The organism is Microcoleus sp. CAWBG640, assembly GCF_020883015.1.
In the GTDB taxonomy this organism is placed as follows: domain Bacteria; phylum Cyanobacteriota; class Cyanobacteriia; order Cyanobacteriales; family Microcoleaceae; genus Microcoleus; species Microcoleus anatoxicus.
In genome coordinates this window covers 44,000-65,142 of sequence record NZ_JAHRFC010000002.1, presented here as the reverse complement: position 1 = coordinate 65,142, position 21,143 = coordinate 44,000, and the positions used below count along the sequence as shown (strand labels likewise).

20 protein-coding genes and 1 pseudogene are annotated in these 21,143 nt (G+C 42.8%); 3 read left to right on the top strand and 18 right to left on the bottom strand.

From position 1 onward, the window contains the following. Positions 1–90: 90 nt before the first annotated feature. Both AAFP11_RS01660 and AAFP11_RS01655 read right to left on the bottom strand, forming a co-directional pair. Positions 91–1,521, bottom strand: coding sequence for a hypothetical protein (locus AAFP11_RS01660; protein ID WP_341735450.1), 1,431 nt, complete (start codon positions 1,519–1,521; stop codon positions 91–93). A gap of 366 nt (positions 1,522–1,887) precedes the next feature. After that, complete coding sequence (locus AAFP11_RS01655; protein ID WP_341735588.1) at positions 1,888–2,841, bottom strand: aldo/keto reductase; 954 nt, start codon at positions 2,839–2,841, stop codon at positions 1,888–1,890. A gap of 150 nt (positions 2,842–2,991) precedes the next feature. On the opposite strand from AAFP11_RS01655, the gene AAFP11_RS01650 reads away from it, so the two are divergent. Together AAFP11_RS01650 and AAFP11_RS01645 are read left to right on the top strand one after the other, a co-directional pair. Next, positions 2,992–4,425, top strand: a complete 1,434-nt coding sequence (locus tag AAFP11_RS01650) for a BCD family MFS transporter (protein WP_341735449.1) — start codon at positions 2,992–2,994, stop codon at positions 4,423–4,425. Positions 4,426–4,539: 114 nt separating this feature from the next. Continuing rightward, positions 4,540–5,376, top strand: coding sequence for an inositol monophosphatase family protein (locus AAFP11_RS01645; RefSeq protein WP_341735448.1), 837 nt, complete (start codon positions 4,540–4,542; stop codon positions 5,374–5,376). 8 nt (positions 5,377–5,384) lie between these two features. Here the strand turns inward: AAFP11_RS01645 and AAFP11_RS01640 are convergent, their stop codons facing one another. From AAFP11_RS01640 to gnd, 5 genes are all read right to left on the bottom strand, one after another. After that, complete coding sequence (locus AAFP11_RS01640) at positions 5,385–5,966, bottom strand: NAD(P)H-dependent oxidoreductase (protein ID WP_341735447.1); 582 nt, start codon at positions 5,964–5,966, stop codon at positions 5,385–5,387. 97 nt (positions 5,967–6,063) lie between these two features. Next, positions 6,064–6,417, bottom strand: coding sequence for a hypothetical protein (locus tag AAFP11_RS01635; protein WP_341735446.1), 354 nt, complete (start codon positions 6,415–6,417; stop codon positions 6,064–6,066). Positions 6,418–6,483: 66 nt separating this feature from the next. Beyond that, positions 6,484–6,897 carry an alternative ribosome rescue aminoacyl-tRNA hydrolase ArfB gene (gene arfB / locus AAFP11_RS01630; protein WP_341735445.1) on the bottom strand — a complete coding sequence of 138 codons (414 nt, stop codon included), beginning with the start codon at positions 6,895–6,897 and terminating at the stop codon, positions 6,484–6,486. Positions 6,898–7,016: 119 nt separating this feature from the next. Further along, on the bottom strand, positions 7,017–7,508 hold the full coding sequence (locus AAFP11_RS01625) for a restriction endonuclease (protein WP_341735444.1): 492 nt from the start codon (positions 7,506–7,508) through the stop codon (positions 7,017–7,019). A 56-nt stretch (positions 7,509–7,564) separates the two neighbouring features. Continuing rightward, entirely contained in the window at positions 7,565–9,019 is a 1,455-nt protein-coding gene (gnd, locus tag AAFP11_RS01620; protein ID WP_341735443.1) for a decarboxylating NADP(+)-dependent phosphogluconate dehydrogenase, read from the bottom strand. Positions 9,020–9,308: 289 nt separating this feature from the next. Between gnd and AAFP11_RS01615 the strand changes: the two genes are divergently transcribed. Continuing rightward, entirely contained in the window at positions 9,309–9,737 is a 429-nt protein-coding gene (locus AAFP11_RS01615; protein WP_341735442.1) for a hypothetical protein, read from the top strand. Between the two features lie 398 nt (positions 9,738–10,135). Here AAFP11_RS01615 and AAFP11_RS01610 read toward each other — a convergent pair whose 3' ends face one another. The 11 genes and pseudogenes from AAFP11_RS01610 to AAFP11_RS01560 all read right to left on the bottom strand — a co-directional run bounded on the left by AAFP11_RS01610 (position 10,136) and on the right by AAFP11_RS01560 (position 20,824). Next, a complete protein-coding gene (locus AAFP11_RS01610) occupies positions 10,136–12,031 on the bottom strand; it encodes an ABC transporter ATP-binding protein (protein WP_341735441.1) in 1,896 nt (631 codons plus the stop codon). A gap of 30 nt (positions 12,032–12,061) precedes the next feature. Then, positions 12,062–14,881, bottom strand: coding sequence for a DEAD/DEAH box helicase family protein (locus tag AAFP11_RS01605; RefSeq protein WP_341735440.1), 2,820 nt, complete (start codon positions 14,879–14,881; stop codon positions 12,062–12,064). 19 nt (positions 14,882–14,900) lie between these two features. After that, positions 14,901–15,512 carry a hypothetical protein gene (locus AAFP11_RS01600; RefSeq protein WP_341735439.1) on the bottom strand — a complete coding sequence of 204 codons (612 nt, stop codon included), beginning with the start codon at positions 15,510–15,512 and terminating at the stop codon, positions 14,901–14,903. Continuing rightward, positions 15,509–16,726 carry an AAA family ATPase gene (locus AAFP11_RS01595; RefSeq protein ID WP_341735438.1) on the bottom strand — a complete coding sequence of 406 codons (1,218 nt, stop codon included), beginning with the start codon at positions 16,724–16,726 and terminating at the stop codon, positions 15,509–15,511. Before AAFP11_RS01595 ends, AAFP11_RS01600 begins: the two co-directional genes overlap by 4 nt. Further along, positions 16,696–17,034 carry a GUN4 N-terminal ARM-like repeat domain-containing protein gene (locus tag AAFP11_RS01590; protein WP_341735437.1) on the bottom strand — a complete coding sequence of 113 codons (339 nt, stop codon included), beginning with the start codon at positions 17,032–17,034 and terminating at the stop codon, positions 16,696–16,698. Before AAFP11_RS01590 ends, AAFP11_RS01595 begins: the two co-directional genes overlap by 31 nt. Before the next feature lie 62 nt (positions 17,035–17,096). Continuing rightward, positions 17,097–17,231: pseudogene (locus AAFP11_RS01585) on the bottom strand (Uma2 family endonuclease); the annotation flags it as partial. A 10-nt stretch (positions 17,232–17,241) separates the two neighbouring features. Further along, positions 17,242–17,664 (bottom strand): PIN domain-containing protein, encoded by a 423-nt coding sequence (locus AAFP11_RS01580; protein ID WP_341735436.1) that lies wholly within the window; start codon positions 17,662–17,664, stop codon positions 17,242–17,244. After that, a complete protein-coding gene (locus AAFP11_RS01575) occupies positions 17,661–17,915 on the bottom strand; it encodes a DUF2281 domain-containing protein (RefSeq protein WP_341735435.1) in 255 nt (84 codons plus the stop codon). The genes AAFP11_RS01580 and AAFP11_RS01575 overlap by 4 nt, the downstream gene beginning before the upstream one ends. A gap of 63 nt (positions 17,916–17,978) precedes the next feature. Next, positions 17,979–18,434 (bottom strand): hypothetical protein, encoded by a 456-nt coding sequence (locus tag AAFP11_RS01570; protein ID WP_341735434.1) that lies wholly within the window; start codon positions 18,432–18,434, stop codon positions 17,979–17,981. A gap of 43 nt (positions 18,435–18,477) precedes the next feature. Continuing rightward, complete coding sequence (locus tag AAFP11_RS01565; RefSeq protein ID WP_341735433.1) at positions 18,478–20,559, bottom strand: cold shock domain-containing protein; 2,082 nt, start codon at positions 20,557–20,559, stop codon at positions 18,478–18,480. After that, positions 20,543–20,824, bottom strand: a complete 282-nt coding sequence (locus AAFP11_RS01560; RefSeq protein ID WP_341735432.1) for a hypothetical protein — start codon at positions 20,822–20,824, stop codon at positions 20,543–20,545. Before AAFP11_RS01560 ends, AAFP11_RS01565 begins: the two co-directional genes overlap by 17 nt. Positions 20,825–21,143: the final 319 nt, after the last annotated feature.

Below are 21,143 nucleotides of genomic sequence, written 5' to 3'. Positions count from 1 at the left end.
GAGTGGGAGATTGTATGCCTCACTACATTTAATCTTTCAGGAATTGGGCAAGAAGGTGGCTTGAGTATATTTACGCATTTAGAGTGTTGTTTAGATTGGTTGTTGAGTAGGCGGAATTCTTGGTTTCGGTTTGCCGATCGACATTAGGGGATCTCCCATAGTTGTAATTTTCCAGGGAGCAGATTGTAGTTGCCGCGCTGCGATTAAAAATGGAGCCGATCGCAAAAGTCGGTCTACGATTAATTTCGGCGGAATAAATGCCGATAACAAAGGTTCATTAACACTACCAACATAGGTATAAGCGCCATTTTCTAACCACCGTCCAGCAACGGTGTTTTTATCATCTGGTGCTGCGGCAGACCAACTATGTATCATGTGCACCACTGCGGGAAATTTGAGTTGTGGGATGTCTTTTACTAAAGCATCGCCGTTGCCAACTTGGAATGAATTTGGATAGCCTTTGGAATTCATCAAAATCAAGTCAAATTCCCAGGGTTTTGATGCTAAAGTTCGCCATGTGTTGAGGCTAGATTCGGGTTTTTCCACTAATTCTACTTCCAAATCTAGTGTTTTTAATCCGCTAGCTGCTGAGTTCATTTCATATTTTGCCCAACTTCCTTCCTGGGGGTAACTATCATAAAGCATAGCTGTTTGAGCATCGAGAAATATGGAACACATGACTTGATAAATCGATCGCACTGAGGCACCGTAAATCCAGCCGGCGACAGCCCAGCGATCGCCGTTGGGGTGACGCCCCAAACCGTCAGTAACGGCTAATTGTTCGTCTGGTTGGTCTGGGGATTGATATTTGACTGCTAATTGGCGTACCATGGTCAAAGTGTCGATCGCATCGCCGAGTTGAGCATAAACATATCCAGTAGATTCGACTGCTGTGGTAACTGCGGTTTGCAGAGTTTGCCACTGTTGCTGATTGAGAGTATCATTAGGCTTTCCGAAGTTACCTTCTAAAAATACTAAAGGTTGACCGCGGGCGGCGGCTAAGGCGACTGCTGCTGTCCTTGCTGGATCGTTTTCAGATGTGATTACTACTCCTGGCGGTTCCCAGCCCAACTCCATCCATTTCGCTTTTAAAGTTTGAGAATCTGTGCAATTCCAGGCTGCTGCTGATGCTTTCAGCATCAATTGTTGAAGTTTTTGAGTTTTTGGCAGTTGCTGTTTGATGCTGGGTAAACGGACTATTTCATCGGCTTGGAAGCGATGGAGAAACATGGGCGTATATTTGTTATCTTCGATCAGAATTGGCCAATGTCCTTTGAGGTTCCATTTTTGGATGGCTGCTAAGAATGTGGCTTCGTCTGGTACTAAAACTATGCGGTTAACAATGGGTATGTTGTCGCGAAGGATGTTGACTCGGAGGCCTGTTTGAACTGGCCAGGGTTCTTTTGTGGCCGATGGGGGCAGTTCAAAGGGTTTTTTGAGGAAACTACAAGCCGTTAATGTATGTGATAAGCATAGCAATAGTGCGATCGCCAGTAATTTAAATTTTAACGGTTTTTTCATAAAAAATAAATCTGTAGTCAGCAGTCATGAGTGATATCAATTCCGGTTGTATTGGAATGATTTAACCGCGAAGGCGCTAAGGACGCGAAGGAAGAGAAGAGAGAGTTTAATACAGGACGATGAATAGAGGATTTTATATCAGCGTAAGAAGGAAGAGTCAAAAAAATGAACTGGGGTGCATCTGTGTTTTTCAAATATATTCCTAGGGGCGAAGCCTGACGGCAGAAAATTTATTAGTGATAACCAGAGATTTATAGCCGGAATGCTTCGCCCTTACCAAATCGGGATGCTGCCATGAACTGTAGGTTAGGTAGAGGGAATTCAAACCGAACCTACAGTGAACAGTTAACCGTCATCAGTCAAAAATCAACTGATTGATTCTTGCCAAGGACGAGTCATTAATTCTAGTTGGTTGACTTCATCTTGGCTCAAAGTCCAGCCTAATGCACCGGCATTTTCTGCGGCTTGTTTTGCTGTTTTTGCGCCGGGAATGGGGATGACTCCCTTTTGAGCGATTAGCCAGTTGAGGGCTACTTGGGCTGGGGTGCGATCGCGCTTTTTGCCCATTTTCCGCAGAGTGGACATGACTAATTCGATATTTTTGAGGCCTGTTTTGCTGAAGCGCGAGTCAAATTTACGAGCACCTGTAGGTTGTTCTTCTGCACTATATTTGCCTGTGAGCAATCCTTGGGCTAAGGGGCTATAAGCTAAAATTGTGACTCCTAATTCGCGGGCTGCGCTGACAATTCCTTGTTTTTCTACTTGTCGCGATAGCAAGGAGTAACGGACTTGATTTGTGGCTAAAGGAACGCCTCTATTTGCTAATATTTTGTGGGCTTCGCGCATCTGTTCTACGGTGTAGTTACTGACTCCGACTGCTTGGATTCTGCCTTTTTTCACTTCATCCGCTAAGGCGTTCATTAGGGTTTCTTGACTCAGTAAAAATGAGAATGGCCAGTGTACTTGGTAGAGGGCTATTTGTTCTACTTGCAAGCGTTTTAAGCTAGCACTCAAGGCTTCGGAAACTGATTTTCCGGTGATGCGCCAAGGTACGGGACCGAATTTTGTGGCTACTTGTACTGGTTGGCTGGTTTTTTTGATAAACTGCCCTAGTAATTCTTCAGACAAGCCGTTACCGTAAACTTCGGCGGTGTCGAAAAAGTTGACTCCGGCATCTAGGGATGTTTTGAATGCTGCTTCTACTTCTGCCGGGCCGTAGTTGCTGCCATAATTCCAAAATAGCTTATCCCCCCAAGCCCAAGTTCCGACGCAGAGGGGAATGACGGCGGGGCCGTTTTGTCCTAGGGTAATGGTTGTCACGGTTGGTAAATCCACAGTTATTGATTCTCTTTATTTTTATATGAATTTATACGAATAATCCGATTTCAGCTTCTAGCCTGGGAAAGAATGGGGACGAGTTGCGATATCTCAGGTACGATAAATCCAAATGTTGTATTTATTTGAATAGTTATGTCGATCGACGGTTTACCAGATTCAAGATTAACAGATTCTGCCACTGTTGGGTTCAAAAGGGTTAACCTGCTGACTATGTTCCGCCTGGGCTTGTTTCAGATGGGGTTGGGTATGATGTCGATTTTGACCCTGGGGGTGCTCAATCGGGTGATGATTAAGGAGTTGGCGATTCCGGCTACTGTGGTGGCTACTACTCTGGCTATGCACCAGTTTGTCGCCCCGGCTAGGGTGTGGTTTGGACAAATGTCTGATGCTAAGCCTTTGTTTGGCCATCACCGCACTGGTTATGTGTGGCTGGGTGGGTTTTTGTTTGTGATTTCGGCTTTTTTGGCGGTGCAGGTGATGTGGCGCTTAGGCGATAGTTTGCAGGCTGTGGGATGGACTACTCCTACCTATGGTTGGGTGGGTTTGTTGGGTTTGATTTTTGCAGTTTATGGTATTGCGATTTGTTCGAGTTCGACTCCTTTTGCTGCTTTGTTGGTGGATGTTTCGGATGAGGAAGATAGATCCAAGTTGGTTGGTGTTGTGTGGTCGATGTTGATGGTTGGTATTATTATTGGGGCGATTGTTAGCAGCGGTTTGCTTAAACAAATTGATGGGGATGTCCCACGGGAGGTTTTGCAGGCTTCGATTAATGGTTTGTTTGTGAAGGTGCCGGCGCTGGTTTTGTTTTTGGTGGGGGTTTCTACTTTTGGGGTTGAGAAAAAGTATTCGCGCTATGGATTGCGATCGTCGGCAGTTAATCGAGAAGATAAGATTACTCTGGGAAGTGCGTTGCGGATTTTGACTGCTAGTCGCCAAACGGGTTTATTTTTTACTTTCCTGCTGATTATGACAATTTGTTTGTTTATGCAGGATGCGGTTTTGGAACCTTATGGCGGGGAAATTTTTAAGATGCCGATTTCGGAAACTACGCGGTTGAATGCTATTTATGGTACTGGTGTGCTGTTTGGTTTAAGCGCCACGGGTTTTTTGATTGTGCCGCGAATTGGTAAGCAAAATACGATTAGGTTGGGCTGTTTGGCGGTGGCGGTTTGTTTTGGTTTAATTATTTTATCGGGATTTACTGGTAATCCGATTTTGTTTAAGTTGGCTTTAATGTTGTTTGGGCTGGCTTCGGGTATTACGACGACGGGGGCTTTGAGTTTGATGTTGGATTTGACTGCGGCGGAAACTGCGGGGACTTTTATTGGGGCTTGGGGTTTGTCTCAGGCTATGGCGCGGGGTGTAGCGACGGTTAGCGGTGGTGCTATTTTGGATTTTGGCAGGAGTTTGTTTGGGGTGCCGATGCTGGCTTATGGGTTGGTGTTTATGGTGCCGGCGCTGGGTATGGTGGTGGCTGTTTGGCTGTTGGGAAGGGTTGATGTGCAGGAGTTTCAGGATAATGCTAAAAGTGCGATCGCCACTATTCTCGAAAATGAACTAGACTAAGGTTTGGCTGTTGGCTGTTGGCTGTTGGCTGTAGTAACAAATAACCCATAACCAATAACAAATCACCAATAACCCTTCGACTACGCTCAGGGCACCGCAAATAACCAATAAGCAATGAAAGATTTTTGGGATTCTATTTTAAGTTTTGCACAAGATACTGTCGATCGCGTTGGACAGCAGTTGTTACAAGATTTTGGTACGACGCAAGCCGATGAGAAGGACGACGGGAGTTTGGTGACGCAATCTGATAATTGGGCGGATGCGGAGATTAGAAGCGCGATCGCCTCTACTTTTCCCAGTCATGGTATCTTGAGCGAGGAGGGAGAACACGTTTTCCCTGATACTGAATGGTGTTGGATTGTTGACCCTGTAGATGCTACCACTAATTTTGCTAGGGGAATTCCAATTTGGGGGATTTCTCTGGGTTTATTGTATCGCGGAACTCCGGTTTTTGGCTGCGTACATTTGCCACCATTGAGTCAAACTTTTCATGGTTTTTTTGCCGGAGATTTTGTCGAAAAAAATCTCTTGACAGATATCCCACAAGGTGCTTTTTTAAATGGGAAGCCCATTCGTCCCACTGCGGATAAAATGAGTGGTAATCATTTGTTTAATTTGTGTTCCCGTAGTGTGGGAATTGGGCCTCATCTTCCCAGCAAAGTACGGATGTTGGGAATGGCTACTTATAATTTTTTGACTGTGGCTTCGGGTGCGGTTTTGGGAGGTGTGGAAGCTACTCCCAAAATTTGGGATATTGCTGGGAGTTGGGTAATTGTGAAAGCTGCGGGTGCGGTTTGGCTACCGCTGGATTCCCAGGCAATTTTCCCCCTGGAAGTGGGGAAAAATTACGCTAGGGTTTCTTATCCGACTTTGGTGATGAATCGGCAGGAGTTGGTGTCGATATTTTTGCCGTTTGTGGAGGCTTGGAAGCAGAAAAAATTGGGAAATTAAATACTCTTTTAGGCGCTGAGTTTTCCCAATATTCCAGCAAGTTTACCACCCAGATGTTGTACGGCTTCCTGTTGTTTGGCATCTTTCAGGGTACCATCAGGATTAAATGCTTGAAAAGCTTGGGGAATTGCTTTTTGATCGGGAATCACCATGACGTTAATATTCTCCAAAAGCGATCGCAAATTAGCCAATCCCCGCATACCTCCTAAACCTCCGGGAGAAGCGCTCATAATGGCTGCTACTTTATTGTTGAAAGCAGCCAGCCCTGCTTCTGAGGGTTGCGGGCGAGATGCCCAATCGATCGCATTTTTGAGCACTGCGGTAATGGAACTGTTGTATTCTGGGGAAGCAATCAAAAGTCCTTGATGTGCTATCATCAATTCTTTGAATTTCAGAACATTGTCAGGAAGTCCTTCTGCTGCTTCTAAGTCTTCATCAAATAGGGGCATTGGGAAATCTCGCAAATCTATATAGGTGACTTCTGCCCCTGCGTTTCTAGCCCCAGTCGCTGCTACTTTGACCAGCATTTTGTTATAAGATGCTGTCCGGGTACTTCCGGCAAATGCGAGAATTTTTGGTGGATTGCTCACGGGTAGTTCTTAATGGTTTGGTTGACTAAATGTAATATATTGTGGGATAATTGTATCATAACATAGCAAATAACCAATAACAAATAACCAATAACAACTAACAACTAACAACTAATATAAAAAAACCTGGCTGGTGTGACGGAGGAGTCTCCCACACCAGCCGTGGGGTTTGTAGTAAAAATAACCGACCGATGACCGATAAGTAAAGTGTGCCTTGGTGAATGCAGTTTCTGCAATCTGCGATCGGGCTATTTAATTTTGTCCGATCGGGTGATGCGGTGTGTGGGAAATTGGTATAGTGTGAGGCGATCGCTGAATATGCTAGAGTTTGGTAGGTTTGTTGGGTTTGGTGAGTTTGGGCGATCGGCTTATTTCCGCTGACTGTTAATAACTTGTCTAGCTTTTCAATAACGTCAGCTAGCGTCGGCTCGTTACTTGCAGTAGTTGTCATTGCTCTTTCCTCAAACTAACAATACTTACCTACAATTATATGATAATTAAAATTTGATATTATCGCTCAATCCGTGACTTTCCCTCTCATTGCTTTAATCTCCCCTCGCTTGGTTTTGCTGTCGAGACGCTTGCGTTGGGAACTACGAGTTGCTTTGCTGGGTTTGCGCCTTTTGGGTATGACGATCGCACTTTTAATCAATTCTTGCAGTCGTTTTAAGGCTTCTTCCTTGTTTTGTTCTTGGCTGCGGTGTTCCTGTGCTTTAATCACAATCACACCTTCAGAGGTAATGCGGTTGTCGCTGATTTGTAATAGTCGCTCTTTGTAGCGATCGGGTAATGACGATGCTGGGATATCAAAGCGCAGGTGAATTGCACTCGCCACCTTATTTACGTTTTGGCCGCCTGCGCCTTGAGAGCGAATTGGACTAATCTCAATTTCGCGATCGGGAATAAACACAGTATTAGAAATTTGTAGCATGATTGATTTTTATATATAATTTAGCTTAGTCTAAGACTTACACATGGGGGTTGAGAAACCGGGTTTTTCACCAAAATACACAGGTTGCAGCCAGCAGATTCGGTAAAAACCCGGTTTCTTTAGTCGGAGTGCATAACTCCTGAATTCTTAGCTATCAGGATAAACTCGATTAGTTTTTTGCGATCCCATAACTCTACGTTGTTAGATTTAGCAAGGTTGTAAGCGTTTTTTGTAAATCTGTTGTTGGTGATGACTCTGGCTTTATTTGCCTTGTAATGTCTGACGGCTCCTGCTACTTCTTGAACTGCTTTAATCCCTACTGGATTTTTACTTCTTTTTGCTTGCACTACGGTTTTTGACCCATCTTTATACAAAATTAAATCAGCACCATAATCTTGACTGTGTTGAGTTAAAGTGACACTATAACCAAAGTTTCTAAAATGGATAGCTAGAAAATTCTCAAACTCTTTTCCAGTCATTAGATCCACTTCCCAAATACCACTGTCTGATAAACGTTTTCTTGACTCTTCTTCTTTGAATGTATCTATCCATTCAAGAATCATACTTACCGCAGTGATAACTAGACCGGCTACTAATATAAAATCTAACATATTGCCACCCCAGATAAATTCGTAAGGTGCGCCGAAACGCACCCTACAAAAACTAATTAATCAGTAGTTCCAGTTTGCAGCGACTCTTCAGCAGCCTGAGTCCACTCAGAGTGGAAGAATTCACCGCGCGGTTTGTCGGTGCGCTCGTAGGTGTGAGCCCCGAAATAATCCCGCTGCGCTTGTGTGAGGTTTTGCGGCAATCTTTCGCGCCGGTAGCTATCAAAATAATCCAGCGAGGCGCTGAATGCCGGTACTGCAATCCCCAGGGTGCTAGCAGCAGACAACACTTCCCGCCAAGCTGATTGGCGATCGAGAATGCTCTGTTTAAACTCCGGCGCTAACAGCAAATTCGGCAATGCAGGATCGTCCTTAAAAGCAGTTTTAATCTTGTCCAAAAAGCCAGCCCGAATAATACAGCCACCCTTCCAAATGCGGGAAATTTCGCTCAAACTGAGGTCATAATTATACGACTTCGAGGCCGCGCTCAACAGCGCCATGCCTTGGGCGTAGGAGCAAATTTTCGAGCAGTACAGCGCATCCCGAACTTTGTTAACAAACTCTTTCGGATCGCCTTCGTACTTGGCGGTAGGCCCCGTTAATTCTTGGGAAGCTTTGACACGCTCAGCCTTGTAAGAAGACATGATTCTGGCATTCACAGCAGCAATAATTGTCGGAATGCTCACGCCCAATTCCAAAGCACTCATTACAGTCCAGCGGCCAGTACCTTTTTGGCCCGCTGCGTCCATAATCACCTCAACTAAGGGCTGCTTAGTTTCCGAGTCAATGTACTTGAAAATATTCGCCGTAATTTCAATCAAAAACGAGTTGAGCTCGTCAGTGGTATTCCATTCGGCAAAAACTTCCTGCAACTGCTTACCGTCCAATCCAGCCACGTTTTTGAGCAAATCGTAGGCTTCAGCAATAAGCTGCATATCCCCGTACTCAATCCCGTTGTGAACCATCTTCACGTAGTGACCAGCGCCACCAGGACCGATGAATGTGACGCAGGGACCGTCATCTACTTGAGCCGCAATTTTAGTCAGAATTGGCTCTAGTATGGCGTAAGCAGCGTGGGTGCCACCGGGCATCAAGCTAGCACCATTCAGCGCGCCTTCTTCGCCGCCACTGATGCCCATGCCGACAAATCCCAGTCCGGCAGCTTCTAAATCTTTGGTGCGACGTTCGGTGTCATCGTAGAGGGAATTACCGCCGTCAATAATCATGTCGCCCGGTGACAGCATGGGTTTGAGCTGGTCGATGACTGCATCGACTGGTTTGCCCGCTTGCACCATGACTAAGATGCGGCGCGGGGTTTCTAGGGCATCGACGAATTCTGTCAGAGTCTTGGCGGCTACAATGTTTTTGCCGGGGGCGCGTTTCGCCATGAATTCGTCGGTTTTAGCTCCTGTGCGGTTGTACACCGCTACGGAGAAGCCTCTGCTTTCGACGTTGAGCGCTAGGTTTTCGCCCATCACTGCTAGACCGATTAAACCAAAATTTTGCTTTGTCATGCTAAGTAATCCGCTGGTTCCGTTTGATGATAGGTTTGCGAGAGAGGAAAGCGAGGCGGGGTTTAGCGCTTTCCTGTGGACAGAAAGTATCGAACAATAGACTTGATGTCAGTTTAAGTGTATTTTTATATGCTAAAAATTGATGTTTGGTGAATCAGTAGGGTTTTTTTAAGATTTAAGGGATATTAAAGAGATCGGTGGGTGATAATAAAGCAGATATTAAATCGATCGCAGTAACGGTAGATACAAATTAGCCAAAATTTTCGATAAAAGTTAGGAGACTGTCACTATGGAAGATTTGCAGTATCTCGCGGCCTGGGTGAAGGAGCAACACGCTCGCGAGTATATTTTGACTTGGCTGCTGAGTCAACAGGGACTGTGGTGGTCTGATGGGGACATTTATCAGGCGGTTTTGCAAAAGTCGGGAAAGCTTTTGAAAGCTTACGTGCAAAAAAGGCAAGCTGGAGAGTTATTTGAGGGGATTTCTGAGAAGTTGGGTTCCGATGATAATTGGGATGATTTGGCTGCGAGTTTGGCGCGGATTGTGGCTGTTTATCAAGAGGAATTATCGCATTTGCAAGAGCGCGATCGCAAGGGTGATGGGGTAAAAAAAAATTATTTAAATAGCAGTACAAAGTTGACTGGGGATGCTTTGTCGCTTGTGGAGGTGCAGCAAGCTTTGCCCGATCCTTATGCGGATACGCTGACTGGGAGATAGTCATTAGTCATTAGTCATTAGTCATTAGTCATTAGTCATTAGTCATTAGTTATTAGTTATTAGTCATTAGTCATTAGTCATTGGTCATTAGTCATTAGTTATTAGTTATTAGTTATTAGTTATTAGTCATTGGTCATTGGTTATTAGTCATTGGTCATTGGTTATTAGTCATTAGTCATTAGTCATTAGTCATTAGTCATTCGCGCCCAAAATCCTTACGCTAACCCACAATTCCGCCGGGGGTTGAAAACCCCCGTCTCATAGCGAAAGTCCTCTCAAAGAGGACTGAAAGACAGATTTTTGAACAAGCATTGCATTGCAATATCTCCCCAGTCGGTTTCAACCGACTTTCGCTATGAGACAGGGGTTTTAACCCCGGTTGGACTGTTTGTTTAACTCTAAATATAGCTGCTGGCTTGACGGGTGAACATCGAGCAGTAAATTCCGTTTGATGCTATCAATTCGTCGTGAGTTCCTATTTCTGCTATTTTACCGTTTTCCATCACGGCGATGCGATCGGCTATTTTTGCTAAGCCCAATCTGTGACTGATCACGATCGTGGTTTTCCCGGCGGCTATTTGGCGGAAGATGCTGTAAATTTCGTGTTCTGTCTTGGGGTCGAGGGCGGCGGTTGGTTCGTCAAAAATTAGGACTTCGGCTGTGTCAAGCCGCATCAGGGCGCGGGCGATCGCGATTCTCTGCCACTGTCCCCCCGATAAGTCGATGCCGTCTTCTAATTGTTTCCCCAACGGAGTCTCTAAACCTGCGGACAAAGTATTGACTTTGGCGCTAATTCCTGCTTCGGAAATAGCTTCGTTAATTGCAGTGTCATCCGAGAGGGAAAGCAAGTCACCGAAACCGACGTTTTCTCGAACTGTGGAGGGGAAACGGGCGTAATCCTGCATGACAACTGCTATGCGCGATCGCACGTATGCTAGAGAGTACGATCGCAAATCTTTGCCATTCCAGGCGATCGAACCACTTGTCGGATCGTACAGTCTGCCGAGGAGTTTGCCAAGGGTGGTTTTACCCGCGCCATTTTCCCCGACAAGCACCAGCATTTCACCCGGATTAATGGTTAAGTTGATATCTGTAACTGTGTTTTTACTGCTACCGGGATAGCAAAAAGATAAATGCTTAATTTCGATGCCAATTTTATCTGTTGTGGGGTGACTATCTTGGCTGCCCTCTGGTAAACTAGGGAGGCGAGACACCACATCCCCAAGGGGAGATTGCAATTCCGGTTTCAGATCCAACAGTTGAAAAATCGGACTAACACCGAGAGCAATATCGTACAAATTAGTATAATTATTAATCAGTAACTGCAAACTTTGCTCGACTTGGACAATCAAACCAGAATACAGCGCCAAATCTCCCAAAGTATAGCGCCGGCCCAAAGCTCCCATTACTATATAAACAAAGGGCAAAGCTACTCCTATTCTACTAATAATTGACCACAACAGTACAACAATTGCTCCCTTTTTTCTAATTGCCTGCATCTCGCTAAAATACTGCACAAACTGACCTTGCCAACGTTTGAGCCAAAGTTCTTGCAAGCCAAACAAACGCAATTCCTTAGCGTATTCTTCTCCTGTTAATACTCTAGCAGATAAATTCATTTCTCGACTAATTTTAGCTTGCTTTTTTTGAATTTTCCAGATAAGTTTAGTATATTTTCTTTCGATGTAAATTGAGGGAATTGAGGAAATTAATATCACCAGAGGAACCCACCAAGCTATAGCAGCAGCAAGGCTGACAGATGGAATAAAAATAAAAATTCCTGTGATTGTCATGCTGATGGTGAATGCTAGTTGCTGTATTCTCGATATTCCGGTTTTTGCTAGTTCTACAATATTTAAGAGTTCGGGGTTTTCAAACAGGGCGATATCGTCGAAGTTGGCGACTTTTTCGAGGACTTTTCCTTCAACTGCGCCTTGAAGGCGATCGCGCAAAGATGTTACTGTAAAGGAACTGATGCTATCGATGGAATCGCCGACTAATTTAAGACTTAAGACTCCGGCAATACTCCACAGCAATATTGGCTGGGAAAGCATCAAAGCAAAGGGCTGTGCTGTTTGGGTTTGCGACAGCAACCGAGATACTTCATCAATAATTAATTTATCTAAAAATAACACGCCAGATGGGGCAGCACCGCGGATGACGTTGAGTAATATTAAATTGCGGAGTTCTACTGGTGCGGCTTGGATTATGAGGTCCAGACTGCGGCGCAAAGCTTGGAATGTGGTGATTTTGATGGGTTGCATAGTTTGTGGGTAGGTGTCGGGTCTACTCATCCGCTCCTACTATATTATAGTAACTTTATCTCAACTGAATAGTGCAGCTTTTTCCAAGATTAAGCGAACATCAGCCGGATTTCTGGATACATCATACTGCCAATAACCAAAACCACCATGCTGGTTAACAGCTTTAATCCACCGATCGAGAAATCCCCATTTAGCTTCATCTTGGCGAGTTGGTTGTCCTTTAGTTTCCAAAATCAAGAAATTGCCATTTTTTAGACGAACTATAAAGTCGGGTCGATATTTGCGAACAACTCCATTAAAAATATAGAGAATTTCAAATCCCAAGTGGTCGTTTTTTACCCAAGCATCCACAATATGATCGTTTCTTTCTCGATCGAGTTCGTAGGCTTCGCTGGCTTCCCATGTACTGTCAAAGACGCAGCAGTTGATGTGAGATTTACGAGTGTACTCACAAGGTTTACCTGTGTACCAGGAACGCATATCAGATGTAGATCGGATTGGATGAACTGGATCAAAAACTGGTTCAATTCTTTCTGTATTTTCTAAATAAATAGCGTTCCAGATGTGTTGAACGACTTTTCTCAGATTAAGAGTGATCAGGATACGCCGTCGAATTTCGTCTCGATTAAATAATGGCGGAGTAATTTGGATAAAATCTGAGTGTATAAATTCTTCAACTAATCGAATCAGTTTTGCCAGTAAGTATTCTCGATTGCCTTTCCAAGCCGGTTTCATCTGGTCGAAGATGTCCCTAGCAACCTCAAAGGCAATTTTTTGCATCCGAAATTTGCGACCTAAATCTTCTAGGTCGATCGCCTTAATTTTAGTCACATCTGGTTTGCCATCCACAATAGGAGCAAGTTCTGCTAGCGTGCTATTGTCGTAGGCATCTAACTGTAAAGTCTCAATTTGAGACATATTTAGTTTGAGTTCTGGTTTATAAATGTAATCAATGCGAACGATATTTGGAAAGCTTATTTCAAACTGCTGCTTTTCAGGATCTGGTTTAATTTCAGTTTTAGGAGTAGGGGGCGGAGGCGGAGTTCCTTCATCAGATTCGTGGGGGAGAAATGTGAAAGGAACACCAAAAATATTGACATATTCGGCTTCAAGTAGGTTAGTTTCTGGGTTGATGTCGTAAGTAGTTCTCCGTAAACCTCTACCTACGACTTGTTCGCAGAGAAGTTGGCTGGTGAATGCGCGAATCCCCATAATGTGCGTTACAGTCTTGGCATCCCAACCTTCAGACAGCATCCCAACAGAAATAACATTTTGAATTTGTTCTCCAGGTTTTCCAACTTGACCAACCGTATCCACCATTTGCCGTAAAAGTTCTGCTTGTTCTTTCTTGGAAAGTTTGCGAATAGGTTCATCATCAGAGTTATCATCTTCGGCAGTCTCTGGGTTGGTGTCTTGTATTTCAGCGCTTTCCTCTTGGGATTCTGCCATTTTCAGAACGTTAGAATCTATGTGTAAGGTGTATTCTGGAATGCAGAGTTCTTCGACTTGAATTTTGTTATGGTCAAAGGCGTATTTGATTCGGGCAGCAGTTTCGGTACGGTTGGCGATCGAAATCATTGCTGGTGGAACTTTATGCCCAGATTCTTTCCATGCTTTCGCAGTTTCCAGCCAATCTTTTCCGAGTAAGAGGTAGCCGTTGTTGAGCAAATCAGGAAGCGATTCATTGGGCTTGGCTTTACGATTGACATCATCGTAAACTTCTGGATCTCGATAAAGATGGTAAAGACGGGATTTGAAATCTTGCACGTTGAGTCTTGCATCGTCGCGAATCACAACGCGGGGAGTCTTGACTAAGCCAGATTCGATCGCATCATTTAAGCCAAAATCGCTGACAATCCAGCCAAAGAGAGCTTCTTCTGAGCTTTTTTTACCAGACGGGGCAAAGGGTGTGGCGGAAAAGTCAAAACAGGTGAGGATTTTTCTAGCTTGGTGAATGCGATCGCACCCACCAACCCATTTAGTTGCCTCATCTAATTCTTCTTTGCTGACACCTTTAACTTTGGATTCAGCAGGTATGCGCCATGCGTGGTGTGCTTCGTCGTTGATGACAACTATGTTGCTGGAGTTGGCAAGTTCACCTAAAACCTCCCGTGCGTAGGCTTCATTACTTTTTGCACCACGTTTATCAACTCCTTTTTTCTTTTTAATTTGTTCCTCAGTTTCCCAATTGAGGGTGTGCCAGTTACGGATTAAAACTTTGCCTTGACGAAGTTGATCGAATAAGCCCAGAGGAACAATATTGAAAATTTCGTAGTAGCTATTTTCAGCAGAGGGAAGCAGAACTTGCAGACGATTCTTAACTGTAAGGCCGGGGGCTATGACAAAAATAGCTTTGGAAAAGCGGGAGTCTTGGGGATAGGTAACTTTATTCAGAATTTGCCATGCAATTAACATCGCCATGACGATTGTTTTCCCGGAACCTGTTGCCATTTTGGAACAGAGACGTTTGAAGTTTCCCCCATCGGAAGGAATGTCGATGCCAACTTTTGCAGACGGGGGGGATTCCGTTAGCCAGATTAGGGTTTCTATAGCTTCTAACTGACAGAAAAAGAAGGGAAAGTCGCGTTCTTCTGAGTTGTGCCAGTGTTCTAGCAGACGTTTGGTAATGCCTGTAACGCCGGGGTGTCCCTCATCGCACCAAGCTTTGACGCGGGGACGAATTTGGTTGACTAGAGGAATTTCGACAAATTTGCCTGGATCGTCGAAGGTTTTGGAGCTTTCGGAAGCAATGATATAGCCTGCGGGTCTTCTTCCCTCTGCACGGTTGAAGAGGCGAGAAGTGCGATCGTAGTGCCAATATTGTTTGGGTTCTTCGTAGGGGGAATTAATGATAAGTTGGTTGATAGTTTCGGATGACATAATTTCTATTTTTTTATCCTTAAGTTTCCCAGGTTGGTTGAAAATTTATGAGTGCATTCATAGCCCGTTCCAAACTGGCGGAATTAGTCTGTGCTGACGCAACCTGCCAATTTTGATTGACAAATTGAATAAGTTGACCATTATAATCTTTGCCAATTTTTGCCGTACTATTGCGATCGGGGACAATCCCCTCCCGCAGTTCTCGCTTCTTTGACTTTTTAGCCAAATTGATTAAAAGCTGTTTGGGGTCGGAAACTTTATCTACATCAGCAGGAATCAAGTCTACTGAAATACCCAGAAATTCAGCAAATGCTTCTCGATGTGCTAGCAACCACGCTTCTACTTCTTTAACCGCAATCCGAAACAGCAGATTAGGATGTTTTGCTTGAGTTAACCACTCCGACAGAATTACTAACGGGCAGTCTGCATTATCCAAATCAGTTAAGACTAAGTAAGGCATTCTCTTAGCCGCATTATTGTATGCAGGAAGGCTCTTTTTAATGTCGCCAAATCCTTTCTTATTCGAGCGAGATCCAACTAAAAATGGACGTTGAGACTGTTTCAGCATTTCTTTAAGAACTGCTTCACTGAGTACATCCTCAAACACTAGATTGATGGGAATATCCGTCATTTGAATAAACTGAGTTGTTCGATCGCGGGCGGTGCTGTGAGAGGAAGTGCAGCATCCGCTATACTTAAACCTCCTTCTAGTAGCATTTTTATTTGTTCGTTACTTGAGGCAAGTTTTACTTGAGTTCCTTCAGGAGTCGGTGTCATTAGCAAGACTTCTTCGCCACCTATACCTTTGTCTGAGAGCAGATCGGCACTATGGGTACTGAGAATAACCTGTCGCTTTCTCGGACGCTGAAGGCGATAAATCAGAGACGGTAGATTGCTAACAATTGCCGAATTCAAGGAAAGTTCTGGTTCTTCTAGTAACAATAATGAATCGGTTTCTAACAGCGACCACAATAAGCCAATTAACCGTAAAGTTCCGTCAGAAAATTGGTCTTCCCGTTGTTTTCCCGCTCCGGGCCGCCAATGTTCGTAAACAGCTTCTAAATGGGGAACCCCCATCACATCTTTGGTATCTGTAAGGTTTTTCAATTGTGGGATAGCCAATTTTAAAGCATCTTCAATTTTTTTTAATCGCGCTTTTCGAGTTTTTTCGGGAGTTTTAGCAACTCGCTCTAAAAAAGTTCTCCCAAAAGGATCTTCGGAAAGTCCCGGAGTAGCAAAAGCTTCGGGATGGCGAACTAACTGAGGAATTAAATGTAAATATAAAATCGATTCTAAAAATTTAGGAATTTCTCTAAATTCTGCGTTGGTATTAATTTGCTCTAAATAAGTCTGGGTGAGACGTAGCTCATCGTTCTCATCTTCTTTAGTAGGGCGATCGATAATTTGCCGATCGCCTTTCCAAACTCGTTCGTAGGCAACAATCGGCTCATTTTTACCGCCTTTTCTCTGTTTAATTCCCAGTTCATACCTCCATAATGGCTGTTCGGCATTAGATTCTGAAAGGTGAATTGCTATTTCTACATCTGGATATCGACGTGCATAAAGACTGCGAATTTTGGAGACGCCACCTCGATCGATCGCAGCTTTCTGCAATCCGCCTCCTGCTTTGGCTAGATCCCGCAAAAAGCGCAATGAATCGAGGAAGTTTGACTTACCGCAGGCATTGGGGCCTACTAGAAAAACGCGATCGCGCAAATCAACATTCACTGACTGAAAATTGCGCCAATTTTTCAGCTCTATATGGGAGATAATCATACTGATAAAATTTCCATTGTTCTTGTAATAATTTAAAATTACGATCGCCCTTTCCATCTCCAATTCCATACCCAAATCTTTTTCCAACTCCCTCCTACTAAAATAGTATTATCTGGACTTATTGCCAGAGAAGTAATAACATCTGTTGGGCAAGGTGTTAAGCTTTCTGGTGTATTTCCCCTCAAATAAGAATTATCACCCCGAAAAACTCTGTAGGCAAATTGTTTAACTATATCAGATTTATCTTTGATAGACTGTTCAATCAATAGTTCTAAACCTTGTTGACCATAATTGAGAGTTTTTGATAAAGCAGCAAGTCTTTCTTGCTCACTTTGACTGGATAACTGCTTCTTAATTTCTTCAATTGTTGTAGACATTCTATTTCTCTCCAAATTATTAACTTTCCCAGGTTGGTTGAAAATTTATCACTGCATTACACTTACCCACCATTAAAAATTTGCTTTGCAGTCAAGTTTAACTCTGGAAACACTGCCGATTCAACTTTTTCATCTCCTCGAAATAGCTTAATTTGATACTCACCATCTACTAACTGATAAACCGATTTAGTTAATTTTAAATTAAATTTATAACCGAGCCGGAATAATTAAATCTATAATCTGATTTTTATTCTGACGATAAACTAGAAAATCGCTATCTAATGTTAATACACAACTGCCAGCAATTAACTCACTCATTCTGACTAAACAAGCATCAGCCAAAGACATCGGTACATTCTGATACCGTTTCATCAATTCTTTAATCGCTTCGCTTTCATCATTCAGTTGAAAGGGAATTTGAATCATTTTTCGACTGATTAAATTCATCACTGCCTCCTCACCTTCATAGACATCTTGCAGCAGAAAACAAGTCTCAGTTACTACCCCTTCACAAGTCAATAAAGGTGGTTCAATCATTTTCCATTGTTCAATTGCCCAGGAATGTAGCTTTTCTCTTTTATTAATAAATGCAACTAACACCCCTGTATCTAGTAACACTTTTTTTCTCATTTTTTACCCATTCCTTTTAGATATTCTTTATTTGTCGCCAAATCACCAGGGCCAAAATCAACACATCCAGCAAATTCTTGGGCTGCTTCATAAGCAGAAATAGGTTGTTTTTCCTCAACTTTCTGTTCCTCCTGCTTTTGCGCCTGATATCGCAAAAACTCAATAAATTCCAAAACAGTATCCTGCTGTTCTACTGTTAGCATTTCGAGGTTATCTAAAATTACATCTTTTTTATTGATAGCCAGAGTCATAGTTATATTCTCCCAATTAACTACCTAAAACCATTATAGCACCGACCCAGAAACCCGGTTTCTTTAGGTTAATCGAATAATCTTCAAACTCTCAATGCCTCTATCGTCCACAATCTTGACAGCAACGCGCTGATATTCTCCTATCTCAAAAGGCAACGAGACAGTGCCTTGATAAGACTCGATTAAATCCTCGTCAATTTCGGCTTTCAGATTGCGGGCTAGACGCGACCAAGCATCTTTTTCTCCTGCCATCTGGAAGAAAACCTGACGCGGGAAAATGCTTCTGCCATCATAATCGATATCTAACATCCATACGGCAATTTTTTCAACGCTGCCAGACTCGATATTTCCAGTTTTGGTGTTGTAGTAATCGAAGCCGTGAACTTCTACTTCCCACTTACCTGCATCTTCTCCTCTATTCATGCGGCGGAGGGCAACATCTGGTTGACCCATCAGCCAGAAACTTTCATTACTGGCGCGTTTTTTCTTGAGGTCTTCTGTTAGTAAATCTGCGTTCATTTGTGCTTTTAATAATGTGACACCTTGATTGTGAGGGGTATTTCTATTTGAATTTATACCCTCGCCATCTATATCCAGTTAGATGCTGTTGGGCAGGTAGGCGAATTGTATGCTGGCATGAGGAACACTGAATAAACCTAGATCCCTCTTCCTTTTGTTTCATTTCTGCGGTTCCACATTTTGGGCATATATCTCCCTGAGAATAACTGAGACTTTTTTTCGCTCCACTTCCACAGTGAATGCAAATGTATAAGCCGTCTAGTTGAATTTTACTCTCTCTACTGTCAATTATTTGGTAACAAGCCCAACAATGATTAAAATAAATATTTCGATCGTGACCATTGCCTTTTTTACACGAAGCAACTGTCATATTATACCGAGCAAGAGCCTTAGAATATTTATCGTTAGGCGTCATTGTCTGGCTGCAAACAGAGCATTTGAGTCTATCCCGAATTTCATTAAGACGATTTATCCAACCAGATAGCTTTTGCACATACTCATCAGATTTTAAATCTGGAAGACTTGGAACAACGCCTGTTGCTTGCAGAAGTTCTAACAAAGACCAATCTTTCCAATCCTGCGTACATTCAGCGTAAAGACGAGCGCCTTCCAAACCAAAGCTAAAATTTCTTTCCGTGTTAGGCTCAAATAAACTACAGGATTTATTTGCTCGCGGACAGAAAGCACGAGATACTTTTTTTGCACCTGATGCTTTATCTTCTTCTGTTGGCCAGGGTTTTCCTTCACAGTAGTCAACTTTTTTAGGTTGGCAAACAGGAAGTATTGGGTAAAGATTCAACGGTTCAGTTGAATTCCATGCTTGCTCAATCACCCATTCTTGAAGAAATTCGTGTGATTTTTGGAAAGCTTCATTTCTTCTAGCTGGACGATCCTTAGCCCACAAAATATTTATCACATATTTGACTAGCGGTTCATTCTCTGGTTTCTCTGTTTTTAACTTCTCTAATTCCGCAAAAAAGGTATTTGTGTTGATTTTATACTTTAAGACACGATAAATACAAATAATTTTTGCTTCTTTTGAAAACCGAGGCCAAGCTGACGACCATAAACCAGCTTCGATCAAATCCCAGACCAAATTAACTTGTTCAACTGGACTTTTAAAAGGGAAAAATGCCTCATTTTCTTTCAGCCATTCTGGAATTTCTAAAAGTAAGATTGAATGCTCATTTATGGAAGTTTTAGCAATAGTTTTTACAAGCTCACTGATGATTTTTTTATGATTTTCCTTTTCAGTTTTCTCAAGTTTGTTTACAAGGATACGAACGCGACGCTTTGGGATGGTAATAGGCCAAATTTGTTCATAAATGAGTATTTCATCTGGAATAATTTCCCAAAATTCATCTTTATTTGCTTCTTTTAAACACTCTCTTAGCTCCATTAGGAAAATACTTTTACTTTGGTCATCCTTGGAGTCAAGAATTAGCTTGACTAAGCATCTAGCGTGTATTTTTAGATTAAAACGTTGGCGCTGTTCAGGAACATCTACATATAATTCACTGGGAATATTTTCCCATATTTTCTCCACAAATTGAACGCTTGCGCCTTCAATAGTGGCATTTATTTCCTCTTTAAATGAGTAATCTTTTAGCAAGCTTACCCGCTCATTGAACATTTTGACACATAAATTTAAATGTTCGTCTTTTGCCAAAGTTTCTCTGATTTTTCGAGCTTTATGGGAAAATAAGATCTGATTTGGGAGAGTTCGGACAAACGAAACTATTTCGCCCTCTGAGAGAGTTTCAAGTTTTTGAAAAATTAATAAAATGGCTTCATCAATCGAAAAATTAGCAAAATACTTACTAAATACAGGAATCCATAAATTTGAATCTTTATTGGTTGCACAAAAAGTAATAATTTCTGTATCGGTTTCGTCAATCAATAAGCGCAAGTTTTTAGCTTCTTCTTTGCCGTCTCGGAAGTTAGTAATTACTTCAAAAGTAACGATTGTTTCTTCTATTAAAGCAGTTGCCGAACAATTGATTTGTCTTAGGTGTACAAATATATCATTGGGTTTGCCTTCACAAGCAATAAATCCAAAGTCATTTTGGCGGCCAGTTTTATTGTTGTGACCACCGAACCATTTGATTTTACCAATTTTTCTCATTTTGGAGGCCCTGAAGCTTAATAAATAAACTATCATTTCTGCGGGAGTGCAGCGAGACTGTTGGTACTTCAAAGCTGGTATGTTCCGCTTTGCCAGCCCAAACTAACTGAGGATCGAGGTGAGGATCGTAGGCATATTTTTTGCTATCCCCATCTGGATCGGTGTCTGGCGTAACCAGTCCGACGGGTGGGTTATTGACTCTTTGTTGGTTTTCGTGCTTGTACTGCTCGATCGCCCTTTGGTCAGGTTTCTTTTGCCTCGCCATCCGACTTCCTCTACCCTCAAAACCTTTACCTTACAATTTATCCCACACCTTTGCCGAATTTGTTAGATATTTTTTGGGATTGCTCTAGTCTGCTAAGTAGAAGGAAGAAGGAGGAATGCTTATACAGCAACCTTTTTAAAGTTGAGCTCTTGGTGTCTTATGTTAGTCCAGTGAAATAAGACGGCTGAATTGAAATCTTATTATAGTAAAACGCTTTTTAGTATAATAAGATTGCCAGGACGGGCTAACTCGATCGCAATAGGAGGATACAGCAGTGCTGTGTCCCTACGGATCTGGTTGAGATACGAGGACACAGCAG

Coding starts and splice junctions, on each gene's coding strand:
- AAFP11_RS01660 (WP_341735450.1), bottom strand. CDS start 1,521: ATGAAAAAACCGTTAAAATTTAAATTACTGGCGATCGCACTATTGCTA.
- AAFP11_RS01650 (WP_341735449.1), top strand. CDS start 2,992: ATGTCGATCGACGGTTTACCAGATTCAAGATTAACAGATTCTGCCACT.
- AAFP11_RS01645 (WP_341735448.1), top strand. CDS start 4,540: ATGAAAGATTTTTGGGATTCTATTTTAAGTTTTGCACAAGATACTGTC.
- AAFP11_RS01635 (WP_341735446.1), bottom strand. CDS start 6,417: ATGACAACTACTGCAAGTAACGAGCCGACGCTAGCTGACGTTATTGAA.
- arfB (WP_341735445.1), bottom strand. CDS start 6,897: ATGCTACAAATTTCTAATACTGTGTTTATTCCCGATCGCGAAATTGAG.
- AAFP11_RS01625 (WP_341735444.1), bottom strand. CDS start 7,508: ATGTTAGATTTTATATTAGTAGCCGGTCTAGTTATCACTGCGGTAAGT.
- gnd (WP_341735443.1), bottom strand. CDS start 9,019: ATGACAAAGCAAAATTTTGGTTTAATCGGTCTAGCAGTGATGGGCGAA.
- AAFP11_RS01615 (WP_341735442.1), top strand. CDS start 9,309: ATGGAAGATTTGCAGTATCTCGCGGCCTGGGTGAAGGAGCAACACGCT.
- AAFP11_RS01610 (WP_341735441.1), bottom strand. CDS start 12,031: ATGAGTAGACCCGACACCTACCCACAAACTATGCAACCCATCAAAATC.
- AAFP11_RS01605 (WP_341735440.1), bottom strand. CDS start 14,881: ATGTCATCCGAAACTATCAACCAACTTATCATTAATTCCCCCTACGAA.
- AAFP11_RS01600 (WP_341735439.1), bottom strand. CDS start 15,512: ATGACGGATATTCCCATCAATCTAGTGTTTGAGGATGTACTCAGTGAA.
- AAFP11_RS01595 (WP_341735438.1), bottom strand. CDS start 16,726: ATGGAATTGGAGATGGAAAGGGCGATCGTAATTTTAAATTATTACAAG.
- AAFP11_RS01590 (WP_341735437.1), bottom strand. CDS start 17,034: ATGTCTACAACAATTGAAGAAATTAAGAAGCAGTTATCCAGTCAAAGT.
- AAFP11_RS01580 (WP_341735436.1), bottom strand. CDS start 17,664: ATGAGAAAAAAAGTGTTACTAGATACAGGGGTGTTAGTTGCATTTATT.
- AAFP11_RS01575 (WP_341735435.1), bottom strand. CDS start 17,915: ATGACTCTGGCTATCAATAAAAAAGATGTAATTTTAGATAACCTCGAA.
- AAFP11_RS01570 (WP_341735434.1), bottom strand. CDS start 18,434: ATGAACGCAGATTTACTAACAGAAGACCTCAAGAAAAAACGCGCCAGT.
- AAFP11_RS01565 (WP_341735433.1), bottom strand. CDS start 20,559: ATGAGAAAAATTGGTAAAATCAAATGGTTCGGTGGTCACAACAATAAA.
- AAFP11_RS01560 (WP_341735432.1), bottom strand. CDS start 20,824: ATGGCGAGGCAAAAGAAACCTGACCAAAGGGCGATCGAGCAGTACAAG.